Genomic DNA, 14426 nt, shown 5'->3' on the forward strand with positions numbered 1-14426 from the left:
GGTCCGACGCCAGGCCGATGCGAGGGCCCGGCGACGGGCTCAGGACTCGCGGACGAGGCAGACCTCGATGAGGGCGCCCAGCGCGGTGCGCCCCTCGGTGGTGACGTCGAGCCGGGACAGGGCCGCTCGGGCGCGCTCGCCGTCGGCGCCGATGCGCTCCTCGACGCGGGCGAGGGCGCCGCAGTCGACGAGCAGGGCCCGGGCCCGTTCCAGCTCCGGGGCGCTCAGCGGCCGCCCGAGGAAGTCGAGGATCCGCGGCTCGACGGCCAGGGCCTCTGCGACGAGCACGGTGCGCTTGCCCTCGCGCAGGTCGTCGCCTGCCGGTTTGCCCGTGCGGGCCTCGTCGCCGAAGACGCCGAGCAGATCGTCCCGGAGCTGGAAGGCCCGGCCCAGCGGCGAGCCGAGTCGCGCGAGGCCCTCGAGCGTCGCCGGGTCGGCCCCGGCCAGGGCGGCACCGTACTGCAGGGGACGGATGACGGTGTACCGGGCGGTCTTGAACTCGACGACGCGCTCGGCGACCGCGACCGGGTCGTCCCCGCCGGCCAGCCCGGCCTCCGCCGCCATGTCGAGGAACTGCCCCGCGTTGACCTCGGTGCGGACCTCGTTGAGCACGGTGTGCGCCCGGGCCAGCACCGCGGGCGGCAGGCCCGAGCGGCCGACGAGCTCATCGGACCAGGCGGTCAGCAGGTCGCCGAGGAGGATCGCCCCGGCGCGCCCGAAGGCGGCCGGGTCGCCGGCCCCCGACCGCTCGACGTGCCGGGCCTCGAGCTGGCGGTGGGCCGAGGCCTGCCCCCGGCGGGTGTCCGAGGCGTCGATCACGTCGTCGTGCACGAGGGCCGCGACGTGCAGCAGATCGAAGCTCGCGGCGGCGTCGAGGAGCGGGGCCGGATCGTCGGGCTGGCCGGCGACGGCGGCATGGCCCCAGTAGCAGAAGGCCGGACGCAGCCGCTTGCCGCCGGCGGTGAAGGCGCGGGCCAGCTCGCCGAGCGGGGCGAGCGCCGGTGAGATCGCGTCCAGACGCGCGCAGGCGTCGTCGAGGAAGTCGCCCAGGCGCGCACCGATGGCGGCGCGGAAGGCCGGGCCGGCCGGGTCGTCGGGGCTGAACATGGCGGCGGACACGCCCAGCAGCCTAGTGGATGCCCGGTACGCTGTGAACCGTGCAGCACGAGTACCGTCCCACCGCAGTGGCGCCGCAGGACCGCCTGGACTCCCGGCCCGATGAGACCATCGCGCAGTTGCTCGCCCGAGCCGACCGGCCGACCATCAGCGCGGAGTTCTTCCCGCCCCGCGACGACGAGGGCGCAGCGGTGCTGCACCGGTCCATCGAGCAGCTCGAGGCGCTGCACCCCGACTTCGTCTCGGTCACCTACGGCGCCAACGGCTCCAGCCGCGAGCGCACCCTCGACGCCGTGCGCGACATCCTCGCCAGCACGCGGCTGCGCGTCATGGGTCACCTGACCTGCACCGGCCAGAGCGTCGACGAGCTGAAGGCCGTCATCGACGGCTACGGCGAGATGGGCGTGCGCCACGTCCTCGCGATCCGCGGCGACATGCCCGGCGGCCCGCTCGTGCCGTGGGAGCGGCACCCGCAGGGTCTGGCCAACGCCACCGAGCTGGTGGAGCTCGTCAAGAGCCGCGGCGAGTTCTGCGTCGGCGTCGGCGCCTTCCCCGACGTGCACCCGGGCTCGACCGCCGAGCGGGACGTGCAGGTGCTGCGCGACAAGCAGACGGCCGGCGCCGAGTTCGCCATCACCCAGCTGTTCTTCCGCCCCGGCGCCTACCGACGGCTCGTCGATCGGCTGCGCGACGCCGGCTGCGGGCTGCCCGTCATCGCCGGCATGATGCCGGTCATCGCCATCGGCCAGATCGACAGGTTCGCCGAGCTGTCGGGCGCTCCGCTGCCCGACGAGATGGTCGCCCGGCTGCGGGCCGTCGGGGACGACCGCGCCGCGGTGCGTGGTGTCGGCACGGCCCTCTGCGCCGAACTGGCCCGTGAGCTGCTCGCCGGTGGGGCGCCCGGCATCCAGTTCTTCACCCAGAACCGCTCGGTCGCCACCCTCGAGATTCTTGGGCGGTTGGCGGGGGTTTCTTGGTGAGGTCCCTGGGTGGTCCCTGAGGGTTGTTCCTTGGGGGTGGGCTCGTGGTCTTGGGGTGTTTCCTCTCCGGCCAGGGGTTTCGGGGTTGTCGGTGGGTTCCCGGGGGTGCTTCTTCTTCTGCCCCGACTGGTTGACGGTGGGGTTGTTCTCGTGGCTGCATTGAGTTGGTTCTGTCTGCCCGCCCCAGGGGGTTCTCTCGTGAGTGATGATCTGAGTCTTGATGATCTGCACGCGACGTCGGATGTCGTATGGGACTATGATGTCAGTGCTGATCTGGCCGGCAAACTCGACGCCGCGGCGACCGCGGTGAGCGGCCAGGTGGGGCCGCGCAACAGCCGCAAGACCACGTACGGGACGGAGTTCAGGGGTTATTACGCCGAGTTGTGGGCGGACAACATCGAGACGGCGAACCAGGACGCGAGGCTGCTCGCGGAGCGGCTGGGTCAGGTGGCGCAGGGCGTGCGGGATCTGGAGGCGGACGCGCGGGCGGAGCAGGCCCGGATCGACGCGGCGAGGGAGTGGAAGCGCGAGCGGGACGCGCGGTCGGGCCTGGAGAAGCTGGGTGACAAGGTCGACGTGCTCCACCTGTTCCATGGTGATGAGAATCCGCCGAAGGCCGACCCCGTACCGCAGATGAACAAAACCTACGACTCACCGGCGGGGGGCGAGCGCAAGCAGTTCGAGGGGACGAGGAGCGGCACGAGCACGACGTCGGCGCTGCCGGACGACCTGCGTGGTTTCACCTCGCAGGAGCGTGCCGCGACGGACGAGATCCGCGGGACCCCGGCGGCGCTGCGGGGCCTGGTCGCGGATTTCCGGGCCACGTGCCGGTGGGGCCAGTTGGGCTGCGACCAGGTGCTCACGGGATTCGACAACTACATCACGTCGAATGACAACGACTGCGCCCGTACTGACGTCGTCGCGGCCAACTTCGAGGCGGCCGGCGGCTCCGGCGTGATCTCGACGGTGTCCGATGCGGCGATCGGGGCGAGTCTGGAGGCCAACGGGGTGTCCGAGCGGCGCCCGAGCCTGGAGATCCCGGCGGTTCAGGCGGTCGGGAATCCTCCGACGTCGGGGTATGCGAATGATCCGGTGAACACGGCGACCGGGAATTTCGTGGAGAACGAGGAGGATCTGCGCTTCGAGGGCGGGACGGCACTGCTGGGCTGGGCCCGGTCGTACTCGTCGTTGAGTGGGAGGACGGGCGGGCACGGCCCGGGCTGGGCGTCGTTCGACGGCTGCGGCCTGCGGTTCGACTCCGATGGGGCCGTGTGGACGCTGGCTGACGGCCGCGAGGTCGTCTTCTCCCGGCTGGGTGCGGGGTTCGACCGGGCCGAGTACGACAACTTCTGGCTGTCGGCGGCCGGGGAGGGCTGGGTCGTCACGAACAACACCGGGGCCCGCTGGTGCTTCACCTCATCCGGGCGGCCGATGTTGTTCAGCGTGAATGACGGTGCCACCGTCCTGTTCGACTACGCGGGTGGCCGGTTGCGGCGCATCCGGCATGTGCGGGGGCACGAGCTCGTTCTCGAGTGGGACGGGGATCGCATCGTCGCGGTGCGGGCCGATGACGGGCGTCGTGTCGAGTACCGGTACGACGGGGCGGGCCGGCTGGTCGAGGCCGTCGGGCCGGCGGGTTCGCGCCGGTACGAGTGGGGCGAGCAGGGTCTGATCGTCGCGGTGATCGACGCGGATGGTGTGGTCGAGGCCCGCAACGACTACGACGAGCGGGGCAGGGTGGTTGCGCAGCGTTCCCGGTTCGGGCGGCTGACGCGGTTCGCGTATCTGCCGGGCCGGGTGACTGCCGTGTCTGACGTGGACGGGGGCCGTTCGAATACGTGGGTGGCCGACGGGCGGGGGCGTCTGGTTGCCGTCACCGACTGCGACGGCAACCGGTCCCGGATGGCGTACGACCGGTGGGGCAACCAGGTGTGGGCGGCCGACCCAGAGGGCGGGCAGACGGTGCGGGAGTTCGATGCCCGGGGCCGTCTGGTCACCGAGGTGGTGCCGACCGGGGCGATGAGGCGGCTGGTCTGGGACGAGCAGGACCGTCTGACCGATGTGATCTCGTTGGAGGACGGCGCCGAGGTCGCCCGGACGAGCATGGCCTACGAGGGGGCCGGGCAGCAGCCGTCGGTGGTCACCGACGGCGAGGGCGGCCGCACCCGGATGGTCTGGGACGGCGGGCTGCTGGTGGAGGCGACCGACCCGACCGGTGTCACGGTGCGTTTCGCCTACGACGGCCACGGCGACCTCGTGGCCTCGGTCGATGCCGAGGGCAACACGACGAGGATCGTGCGTGACAGCTCGGGCCGCCCGGTGGAGATGATCAGCCCGTCGGGCGCGGTGACGCGGTACGGGTACGACGCGGCGGGCCTGCTCGAGTCCCGTACCGACCCGGACGGGGCCCGGTGGGGCTACGAGTACAGCGCGGGCGGCCGCCTGACCGGGATGGTGAACCCGCTGGGCGCTCGTACGGGCCTGGAGTACAGCGGGCACGGCGAGTTGTGCGCGACGGTCGACCCGTTGGGCCGTCGGGTCGAGCAGGAGCTGGATGACCTGGGGAACGTGAGCCGGGTGCGGCTGCCCGACGGGGCCGTGTGGGAGTACACCCATGACGGGATGTCGCGGCTGAGGCAGACCGTGGACCCGACCGGCGGGGTGTGGCAGCGCCACTTCGACCGGTTCGGCCGTCTCGCCGGGACCGTCGACCCGGCCGGGGTACGGGCGTTCTGGCGTCATGACAGCGCGCGCGGCGAGGTGACCGTGGGCGACGCCGCCTCGGCGAGCGTTGTGCGGATGGACCGGTGGGGCCGCCAGGTCGAGACGGTCGGGCCTGACGGCTCGCAGGTCTCGACCCGGTACGACCGGGCGGGCCGGCCGGTCGAGTTCACCGACGCGGTTGGCGGGCGCACGCTCGTCGAGCGCGACCCGGCCGGCCGTCCGACCCGGATCCGCCGGCCCTCGGGGGCGAGCGTCCGGTACGACTACGACGCGTGCGGGCGTCTCGCGGGGGTGCGCAACGAGCTGGGTTCGCGTACCCGGTTGGACTACGACGCCGATTCCCGGCTCGTCGCCGAGCACTGGCCGACGGGCGAGCGGGGCTGGACCCGCTACGACGCGTGCGGCCGTGTCACCGCCCGCCACGTGCCGGGTTCGGGGACCTTCCGCTGGTCCTACGACAGGGCCGGCCGCGTCGTGCGGGCGAAGGACCCGTACAACGGTGTCCGGGAGTTCGGCTACGACGCGGCGGGCCAGCTCGTGACCGCGGTGAGCGGGGCCGGCGGCACCACCCGGTACGGCTACGACGCGGCCGGGCGGGCGGTGACGATCACGGACCCGCTGGGCGCCCTGACGCGCCGCACCTTCGACGCGATGAACCGGTGCACGAGCCAGACCGACCAGCTCGACGGTACCGCGTACGCGTCCTATGACGCGGCGGGACGGTTCATCAAGAACGTTGACCCGGACGGGCGGGTCATCGAGATCGGCTACGACGAGACCGGCCGGCAGGCGTGGCTGCGGGCCGACGGGCGGCTGGTCTCCCGCACCAGCCGGGACCCGCGCAACCGTTGTCGCACCGTCGAGGACTTCACCGACCCGGACCGGCCCCTCACCCACACCCTCTCCTACGACCCGCGGGGCCTGCTGGTGCGCCACGAGCGCGGCGGGGCGTGCACCGGCTGGGCCTATGACCCCGACGGCCTGCCCGTCCGGGTCACCGCGCCCGGCGGGGCCGTGACCAGCCTCCGGCGTGACGCCGCCGGCGCCCTGGTCGGGGTCGAGCACCCCGGCCTGGCCACGGCCGTGCTGGAACGCGACCCGGCGGGCCGTCTCGTGCGGGCCAGTGCCGGCGGGATGGTCCACGAGTGGGAGTTCACCGACGGCTTCATCACCCGCCACACGGCAGCCGCCGGTGACGGCCGGGCCCGGGTGCAGGTGATGGAGCACACCGACGACGGGGCCCTGTCCGCTGTCACGATCGACGGGGAACGCACCCGCTACCGCTACGACAGAGCCGGGCAACTCGTCGAGGCCGCCGGGCCCGACGGGGCCCACACCTGGGCCTACGACCCGGGCGGGCGCCTGACCCGCGAGACGGTCGACGGTGAGACCTGGCAGCGCACCCACGACGCCGCCGGCCGGCTCCTGAAAGCCGCATGCGGGCACAAGACCATCACCTACACCCACGACCGGTCGGGCCGGCGCACCGTCGAGGAGCACTCCGACGGACGCCGCCGCGAGTACGAGTGGACCGGCCTGTGGACACTGTCCGCCGTCACCGACCACCACGACGACCAGGTCGTACGGACCACGACCGTCGTGGACGCGCTCGGGCAACTCTCCCGCGTCAACGACGAGGAGGTGTTCTTCGACGACCTGACCGGCCGGCTCCTCCAGGCCGGCGGCCAGACCATCACCCACGCCGGCCCCCTCACCGCCACCGTGCCGGGTGGCTGGCTCGAACCCTCATGGCGGCCCGGCCGCGACACGGACCCCCGGGACCCCTACCAGCCGCCCACAGCCCGAACCGTGTTGCCCGGCGGTCTCGGGCTCGGGCCCGGCGGCGAGGCCCGCATCGCCGGCACCGAATGGCTCGGAGCCCGCGTCCTCGACCCGGCCAGCCACGGGTTCCTGTCACCGGACCCCGTCGAACCGACCACCGGCGCCGGCTGGGCCGCGAACCCGTACTCGTACGCCGGGAACAACCCGGCCGGCCTGTACGACCCCACGGGCCTGCACCCCATCACCGGCCAGGAGATGGACGCCTACCGCCAGGCGAACTCGCCCAAGTGGGGCACCGCCCTCGCGATCGTGGCCGGGGTCGCGCTCGCGTTCGTTCCCGGCGCCCAGGGCCTCGGTGCGGCTCTCGTGGCCGGGGCGGTGCTCGGCGGCGGGGCCAGCCTCATCGACCAGGCCTGCACCGGCTACCCCATCGACTGGGGCCAGGTCGGCAAGGACACCCTGACCGGCGCGGCCGGCGGCGCCCTCGGCTACGGGGCCGGCAAAGGACTCCAATGGGCCGCCAGAACCCCCGCCGGACAGGCCGTCACGGGCTGGGCCGGCCGCCAGACGGACAGGATCCCCGCAGTACAACGACTCACCCAGAACCTGGGCGCCAAGGGCGCCGGCCAGAGCACCCGGGAAGCCCCACCCCTCACCGGCGACGCCCTCGACTCCGTGGCAACACCAGCAAAAGCATCACCCGCCCCACAAGCGCCCCAGTTCCAGGGCTACGAGGCGGAGGTTCGCAACAGCACCTCGGCCGCGCGGCTGCCCCAGGACGCGAACGTCAACCCGAAGCCTCCTCCTGCGCTCAAGACGGATCGTCCGGTCAGTCAGAGCACCACTCAGAACCAGTGGGCCCAGGACAGAGTCGATCACCTTCGTCAGCAGAACGTACGTGATCTTCGGGTCAACCAGCAGCAGGTCAATGCGCAGGGGCAGCGCGTGGGGATCAACCGGCCCGACCTCCAGTACACCGGAAAGGACGGGGTGCGGGTCTGCGAGGAGGTCGACACGTCCTCGTCGACGAGGGGCCCCGGCCATGCGGACCGTATCCTGGCGAATGACCCGGACGCCGTAGTGTACTTGTGGGACGACGTGGATTAGGAGCAGATGATGATGACCTCTCTCTTCGACGGGCGGCTCGCGCCGTTGACGTTTTCGATTGGTTTCCTCGATGCGCCGCCGGAGGAGGTGGCGGCTGTTCTGGTCGAGTTCTTCACGAGGGTTCATGACGGCGGGCGGGCCACGGAGCTCGGGGGCTCGTTGGAGGAGAATCTCCTCGAGCTGCCACCGCTCACCATCGGGTCGCAGCCAAAGGTCCTGCTTGCCTCGACGGCCCTGGACGGGTGGACGGCGATGTTCGAGGGCGATGCCCTCGGTCAGGGCGTCGCTCAACTGACAGGACTCCTGGCCAGTCAACTGTTGAAGGTGCGCGGGTATTTCGTTTCGTCTGTCCCGCCTGCCGGCAACAGTGGGGGGCCGTTGGGGGCGCGGCAGTTCCACATGTTGGGTCCGGAGACGAAACTCGGGTATGTCCGGACGGTTGAACTGATCGAGAACAATCCTGGACGCTGGTATTTCGAGGCGGGCGGCGAGGTCCAGCCGTTCGAGGATGTGGAGGCGTACGGGAGCCGGCGTCGTCGGGACCGGTTCACGGAGGAGATGCTGGCGGGGTATGCGGCCGCGGTGGGTCTGCGGCCGTGGGACGAGTCGTTCTACCGGAACCCGTCGTACCTGGTCACCAATGCCGCCACGATCCGTTACCCGTTCACCCTTGGGCAGGCCCGTGCCAGGCTGGGGCTGGACGGCTGATCCCGTGGCTTCCGGAGGGCCCGCGCAGGACCCTGTCCGGTGTTTCCCCGGGGCGAGTGCCTCGCCCGGCCGCGTCCGGGCCTCGCGCAGACGTCACCGGGTGTTGTCGTTCTCGTTGTCCTGGGGGGTGTCCGTGGTGAGTGTCCGGGAGCGTCTCGAGAGGGTCCTGCCGGTTCCGGTGTCTCGGTTCGAGGTGGTCGATGACTTCGATCACGACCGGGTCCCCGTGCTGTCCGCCGGTACTGTGACGCTCGAGATCACGGGGCCTTTCGTGGGGCGTCAGGGGCATGAGTCGTTGTGGGACGAGATGGAGCCGGAGGAGCTCACTGCGGCCCTGAAGGGTTTCGAGGGTCAGCGGCTGCGGGCTGTGGACTCCGGTGAGGGCTGGCTGCACGTGGGCTTCACGGATGGGTGGATCCGTGTGGTGGCGACGGAGTGGGAGTCATGGGTCATGACTCTGCCCGGGGTCACGTGGATGGGGCACGGCCGTGGGGCTCCCTCGGGTCCGGACGGGAAGTGGGCGTTCGGCGACATCGGACCCTGACCGGGGAATCCCGGAACCATGCTCTGCGCACGTGAAGCGCCCTCAGCCCCGTGGCAGCACCAGCAAACGCATCACCCGCCCCACGGGCAGAGCCACCGGCCGCGCCTGCACGGCCGCAGATCGAACCCCCGCACACGACCGGCCCCGACTCCATCGCCGACGAGAACGGCACAGTCATCCCCACGAGCAGGACCCGACTCGAAGAAGGCCTCCGATCAGCAGGGCTTGACACCTTCTCAACGAGGAGTCCGGATACTGGTTGCATTCTACCAGATGGCTCCAAAGTTCGGGTCATGGACGCAACCAAGCATGCATCACAAAGGGCTAGTTTCACCAATGTCAATAATGACTTGGTCAGTCCGTTCACGGGCAAGCCACCAAACCCACCCAAGGAGATATCCAATATCACGAAATGGGTTCGCGAGCGCTGCCACATAGAACTTTTTGACTAGTAGGAAGGATCCTCATGAGAGTTGATGAAATGTACCCGGACTTTGAGGAGTGGGCGACTGGCGTGCCTCACTTGTTGATCCAACGTGCATCCATGCAGAATGAGATGCTGCTTCTCGGTGGCCCTGACTGGGATTTTCAGTCGTGGTGCAGTCTTCGCGTCGTCGATGCCGGGGGTGAGCTCTTGTTCGATGACTCGTTGTCCGTTGACCTGCTCGAGGGACCGGGGACTCCACCTGGTGCCCTGGTGGGCCGTACGGTCATTGAAGTGGTGCCAGATTTCACCATGGACCTGGGAAATCTCACTCTGGTCCTGGACAACGGTATTCGGATCGAGTGCACGGATGACACCGATTTGGATCCATGGAATTTCAGGGTCGGAGAGGATGACTGGGGAGCTTGACTGCGCCCTGACAGTCGGTGGTGGCCGTGTCGCGAACGTGGGTCCGGGAACAAGGGAAGGGAGTGGTGGTCCTGTGCTTTTCGGTGGTCGGCTCGCGCCGTTGACGTTTTCGATTGGTTTCCTCGGTGCGCCGCCGGAGGAGGTGGCGGCTGTTCTGGTCGAGTTCTTCACGAGGGTTCATGACGGCGGGCGGGCCACGGAGCTCGGGGGCTCGTTGGAGGAGAATCTCCTCGAGCTGCAGCCGCTCACCATCGCTTCGCGTCCTCGCATTCTTCTGACCTCGACGGCCCTGGACGGGTGGACGGCGATGTTCGACGGCCAGGTGAATGGTCAGGGCGTCGCTCAACTGACAGGACTCCTGGCCAGTCAACTGTTGAAGGTGCGCGGGTATTTCGTTGCGTCTGTCCCGCCTGCCGGCAACAGTGGGGGGCCGTTGGGGGCGCGGCAGTTCCGGGTGTTGGGTCCGGAGACGAAACTCGGTACGGTTCGGACGGTTGATCTGATCGAGAACAATCCTGGACGCTGGTATTTCGAGGCGGGCGGCGAGGTCCAGTCGTTCGAGGATGTGGAGGCGTACGGGAGCCGGCGTCGTCGGGACCGGTTCACGGAGGAGATGCTGGTGGGGTATGCGGCCGCGGTGGGTCTGCGGCCGTGGGACGAGTCGTTCTACCGGAACCCGTCGTACCTGGTCACCAATGCCGCCACGATCCGTTACCCGTTCACCCTTGGGCAGGCCCGTGCCAGGTTGGGGCTGGACGGCTGATCCGTGGCCATCGACGTGGCAGTGCCTCGTCGGTCGCGACGCGGGCCGATGGCTCACCCGGCTTCGAGCCCCTCGCGCCAGCCGCCGGGGAAGGCGCCCGGCGTGATGTCGAGCGTGACGAGCAGCCGCGTGGGGCGGGTCAGCGCCACGTAGAGCACGCGCGGGCCGCCCGGGGCCTCGTCGACGATCTCGTCGGGCGCGACGACCAGCGCCGCGTCGTACTCGAGGCCCTTCGCCTCCAGGGCCGTCACGACGAAGATCCGCTCGGCGTCCCCGAGGCCGAGCGCGACGACCTCGTCGTAGCGGGACGGCGGGACGATGACGCCGACGGTGCCCTCGACCCGGTCGGCCAGCGCCGACACCTGGGCGCGGATCTCCTCGTCGGCGTGCTCCGGGGTGCAGCTGAGCAGCCGGGGTCGCTCACCGGTGCTGCGCACCGCGTTCGGCAGGTCGGCGTCGTCGACGAGCCGGCGGATGTAGGCGCCCGCCAGGGCCATGACCTCGGCGGGGGAGCGGTAGTTCGTCGCCAGCCGGAAGGTGCGGTGCGGGGCCCGTCCGACGAGCTCGCGCATGGCGCGCTCGGTCTGGCCCGCGTCGGGGTAGGAGCTCTGCGCCGGGTCGCCGACGATCGTCCAGCTCGCCTGGGGGCCGCGGCGGCGGATCATGCGCCACTGCATCGGCGTGATGTCCTGGGCCTCGTCGACGAGCACGTGCGAGTAGTTCTCGAGCGGGTCCTCGTCCTCGCGGCGGTCGGTGAGCAGATCCGCGACCGTCACGAGCTCGGCGACGTCCGAGTCCTCCTCGACGAGCAGTCCGGGCTCCTCGTCGACGGCCGCCGGGGCGGGACCGAGGACGGTGTACAGCTCGTCGAGCAGCGGGACGTCCGAGACGGTCCAGGCCGGCCGCGGCTGGCCGGCCTCGGGCAGGTAGCCGCGCGCGTGGGCCAGCGACTGCGACAGGACGGCCTGCTCGTCGGGGTCGAGCAGCCCGTTGGCCACCTTGGCGAGCACCGACGGCTCGGCCAGACGGGCGAGCGTCTGCTCGGGCCCGACCAGCGGCCACCATGCGTTCAGGAACATCCGCCAGGACGCCTGCCCGGTGACGCGCTCGTCGAACTCCTCGCGCCCCATGTCGGCGAGCTCGGCCGGGCGGCGCTCGTGGAGGGCGTCCAGCAGCATCTCCTCGGCGGCCGGACGGGCCTGGTTCATCGTGCGCTGGCCGAGCACCCGGGTGCGGATGCCCGCGAGGGTGCGCGCGTCCAGCCGCAGGAACTCGCCCTTGACGGCGACCTTGAGACCGCGCGCGGGCTCGGCCGTCAACGGTTCGTGGGCGATGCGGCGCATCAGCCGGGTCATGACCGGCGAGCCCTTGAGGACGGCCGTCTCGGCGTCGTCCTGCCGGTCGGTGCCCACTCCGAGCACGTCCTGGGCCACGCGCCCGACGCTGCGCAGCGCCACGGCGTCCTCGCCGAGGCCGGGCAGGACGCGCTCGATGTAGCGCATGAAGACGTCCGAGGGGCCGACGACGAGCACCCCGCCGCGCTCGAGACGCCTGCGGTGCGTGTAGAGCAGGTAGGCGGCCCGGTGGAGGGCGACGACCGTCTTGCCGGTGCCGGGCCCGCCCGCGATCATCGTGACCCCCTGGTAGGGGGCGCGGATCGCCTCGTCCTGCTCGGCCTGGATCGTCGCCACGATGCTGCGCATGTGCGCGCCGCGGGCCCGCGACAGGGCCGCCATGAGCGCGCCCTCGCCGATGATCACCAGATCCGTCGGCGCCTGCGTGTCGAGCAGGTCGTCCTCGATGCCGATGACCCTGTCGTCGCGGCAGCGCAGGACGCGGCGCCGTACGACGCCCATCGGGTTCGTGGGGGTCGCGCGGTAGAACGCGGACGCCGCCGGCGCGCGCCAGTCGATGACGAGGGGCTCGTACTCGGCGTCGCGCACGCCGATGCGGCCGATGTAGCGGCACTCCTCGTCCTCGCGCAGGTCGAGGCGGCCGAAGACCAGGCCCTCGTGCTCCTCGTCGAGGATCGCCAACCGCTTGGCCGCCTGGTAGGCGAAGGCGTCGCGCTCGAACAGGGCGGTGCTGTTCTCCTCGCGCAGCCAGTCGGCCCGGTCCGAGGTGAAGCGGGCGCGGGACTCGGCCTCGACGCCGCGGGCCTCGGCCTCGGCCTGTCGGAGGGCCTCGTAGACGCGGTCGACGTGCCGCTGCTCGGCGGCCAGTTCGGAGGCGAGGGGCTCTGCTGGATCCAGGTGCTCGGATTCGCTCAACTGCATTCTTCCTCATGGCGGGACCGACCAGGTCCGGTGGCGGGATCGATCAATTCTACTCCGTGCCCCGGGGCGTTTCCCCCAGGGCGGGGCGAGTCATAGACTGGGATCACCGTCGACCCGGTGGTGGATCGACGGACCGAACGCCTGACCAAGGAGGCGTGTGATGCCCCTCTCGAACGAAGAGCAAAGGATGCTCGACGAACTCGAAGCATCGCTCATGGCCGAGGATCCCCGGCTCGCCCGCACGATGGGCACGCCGTCGGAGCGCCGTCCCGTCACCCGTTCGCGGCGCCGGGCCGGTCTCGCCGGGCTCGGCTTCGTCGCCGGCCTGGCCCTCCTGCTCGTCGGCATGCAGACCGTCTGGGTCATCAGCGTCATCGGATTCATCCTCATGCTCTGCTCCGCGATCCTCGCGCTCAACGCCTGGGGCGGCACCGGGGGCTCCAGGAACGTCCCCCGCGCGAAGCCGCCGTCCTCGGGCAGGCAGACCCCCTCCGACCCCTTCATGACGAAGATGGAGGACCGCTGGCGTCGTCGCCAGGACGAGGGCCGCTTCTGAATCACCGCCGGCGGCGCCGTTCAACGAGGAGCGGAGCGGCCGCCTGACACGAACCCCCGCACGGGCGCAGCAGGACCCCCGGGTCTTCCGGACCCGGGGGTCCTGCTGCGCCCGCACTCGGCCGGCCGGGCCGCCGGGAAGGGGTCCCGCGTGTCGAGCGCTCGCTGCGCTCCCCGACCTCGTCATCGCCCCCGGGCCGTCGGCTCCCCGGTCCTGCTGCGCCCGCGCCCGTCGGCGACCGCCGTTCCCGCTCCTCGTCCGCACCGCCTCCCGACCGTGGTGGGGGCGCTCCCCGCCGCCCCTCGGCCACCGCCGTCCCCGCCCGAGGCCGGCGAGCGACTGCGCATCCGGCATGTACTGCCGGGAACTCCGTCCCTCCGCCCGGGAAGACCGGCATCTGCGGCGGTCACGGGCTCCGACGACGGGACCGTCCCGGCCGGGAGAGGGCAGGAGGGACCCGAATGGCCGAGGGGAGCGTTGAATGCGTCAAATGGAGTGAAATGGAGTATCGTGGAGCACAGTGGAGCAAACGTCCTCGGTCGGCGAGTGAAGGGGGAGGCCCATGTTCCTGGGTACCCACACCCCGAAGCTCGACGACAAGGGCCGGTTCTTCCTCCCGGCGAAGTTCCGCGACGAACTGGCCGGCGGCCTCGTCATCACGCGGTCCCAGGACCGCTGCCTGGCGATCTACCCGATGGCCACCTTCGTCGCCATGACCCGGTCGGTGGGCACCGCCCCGGCGACGCTCAAGCAGGTCCGCGACTTCCAGCGCATGCTGGCGGCCGGGGCGAGCGACGAGGTGCCGGACAAGCAGGGGCGAGTGACGATCCCGGCGACCCTGCGCTCCTACGCGGGGCTCGACAAGGAGATCGTCGTCGTCGGCGCCATCAACAGGGTCGAGGTCTGGGACTGCACCGCCTGGGAGAACTACTCCGCCGCCCAGGAGGACGTCTTCGCCGACATGAACGGAGAGATCCTCGCGGGTGATGCTGATCGCTGACTGCGGCATGCGGCTTC

The 14426-nt window shown here is 70.9% G+C and carries 10 protein-coding genes; 8 read left to right on the forward strand and 2 right to left on the reverse strand.

Going from position 1 to position 14426, the window contains the following annotated elements; all coding sequences use genetic code 11:
• Positions 1-39 precede the first annotated feature (39 nt).
• On the reverse strand, positions 40-1107 hold the full coding sequence (locus EGX94_RS09865) for a polyprenyl synthetase family protein (protein ID WP_043119957.1): 1068 nt from the start codon (positions 1105-1107) through the stop codon (positions 40-42).
• Between the two features lie 50 nt (positions 1108-1157).
• Between EGX94_RS09865 and EGX94_RS09870 the strand changes: the two genes are divergently transcribed.
• The 6 genes from EGX94_RS09870 to EGX94_RS09900 all read left to right on the forward strand — a co-directional run bounded on the left by EGX94_RS09870 (position 1158) and on the right by EGX94_RS09900 (position 10577).
• Complete coding sequence (locus EGX94_RS09870; RefSeq protein WP_021796167.1) at positions 1158-2096, forward strand: methylenetetrahydrofolate reductase; 939 nt, start codon at positions 1158-1160, stop codon at positions 2094-2096.
• Positions 2097-2294: 198 nt separating this feature from the next.
• Positions 2295-7709, forward strand: a complete 5415-nt coding sequence (locus EGX94_RS09880) for a DUF6531 domain-containing protein (RefSeq protein ID WP_155948300.1) — start codon at positions 2295-2297, stop codon at positions 7707-7709.
• A 6-nt stretch (positions 7710-7715) separates the two neighbouring features.
• The gene (locus EGX94_RS09885; RefSeq protein ID WP_043119951.1) at positions 7716-8417 is read left to right on the forward strand and encodes a hypothetical protein; all 702 of its coding nucleotides are present in this window, start codon (positions 7716-7718) and stop codon (positions 8415-8417) included.
• A gap of 100 nt (positions 8418-8517) precedes the next feature.
• Positions 8518-8961 carry a hypothetical protein gene (locus tag EGX94_RS09890; protein ID WP_192962646.1) on the forward strand — a complete coding sequence of 148 codons (444 nt, stop codon included), beginning with the start codon at positions 8518-8520 and terminating at the stop codon, positions 8959-8961.
• 466 nt (positions 8962-9427) lie between these two features.
• Positions 9428-9814, forward strand: coding sequence for a hypothetical protein (locus EGX94_RS09895; protein WP_021796160.1), 387 nt, complete (start codon positions 9428-9430; stop codon positions 9812-9814).
• 73 nt (positions 9815-9887) lie between these two features.
• A complete protein-coding gene (locus EGX94_RS09900; protein ID WP_021796159.1) occupies positions 9888-10577 on the forward strand; it encodes a hypothetical protein in 690 nt (229 codons plus the stop codon).
• A 53-nt stretch (positions 10578-10630) separates the two neighbouring features.
• Here the strand turns inward: EGX94_RS09900 and EGX94_RS09905 are convergent, their stop codons facing one another.
• Positions 10631-12853: a HelD family protein gene (locus tag EGX94_RS09905; protein ID WP_021796155.1), complete on the reverse strand. Its 2223-nt coding sequence runs from the start codon at positions 12851-12853 to the stop codon at positions 10631-10633.
• Positions 12854-13013: 160 nt separating this feature from the next.
• On the opposite strand from EGX94_RS09905, the gene EGX94_RS09910 reads away from it, so the two are divergent.
• Both EGX94_RS09910 and mraZ read left to right on the forward strand, forming a co-directional pair.
• Entirely contained in the window at positions 13014-13409 is a 396-nt protein-coding gene (locus tag EGX94_RS09910; RefSeq protein WP_028706930.1) for a DUF3040 domain-containing protein, read from the forward strand.
• 562 nt (positions 13410-13971) lie between these two features.
• Positions 13972-14409: a division/cell wall cluster transcriptional repressor MraZ gene (gene mraZ, locus EGX94_RS09915; protein ID WP_021796164.1), complete on the forward strand. Its 438-nt coding sequence runs from the start codon at positions 13972-13974 to the stop codon at positions 14407-14409.
• Positions 14410-14426 lie beyond the last annotated feature (17 nt).

The organism is Propionibacterium acidifaciens, assembly GCF_003798325.1.
Taxonomy (GTDB): domain Bacteria; phylum Actinomycetota; class Actinomycetes; order Propionibacteriales; family Propionibacteriaceae; genus Propionibacterium; species Propionibacterium acidifaciens.

Bases quoted from the DNA above. Each gene is read 5' to 3' on its own strand.
- EGX94_RS09865 (WP_043119957.1), bottom strand. From the start codon at position 1,107: ATGTTCAGCCCCGACGACCCGGCCGGCCCGGCCTTCCGCGCCGCCATC.
- EGX94_RS09885 (WP_043119951.1), top strand. From the start codon at position 7,716: ATGATGATGACCTCTCTCTTCGACGGGCGGCTCGCGCCGTTGACGTTT.
- EGX94_RS09895 (WP_021796160.1), top strand. From the start codon at position 9,428: ATGAGAGTTGATGAAATGTACCCGGACTTTGAGGAGTGGGCGACTGGC.
- EGX94_RS09905 (WP_021796155.1), bottom strand. From the start codon at position 12,853: ATGCAGTTGAGCGAATCCGAGCACCTGGATCCAGCAGAGCCCCTCGCC.
- EGX94_RS09910 (WP_028706930.1), top strand. From the start codon at position 13,014: ATGCCCCTCTCGAACGAAGAGCAAAGGATGCTCGACGAACTCGAAGCA.
- mraZ (WP_021796164.1), top strand. From the start codon at position 13,972: ATGTTCCTGGGTACCCACACCCCGAAGCTCGACGACAAGGGCCGGTTC.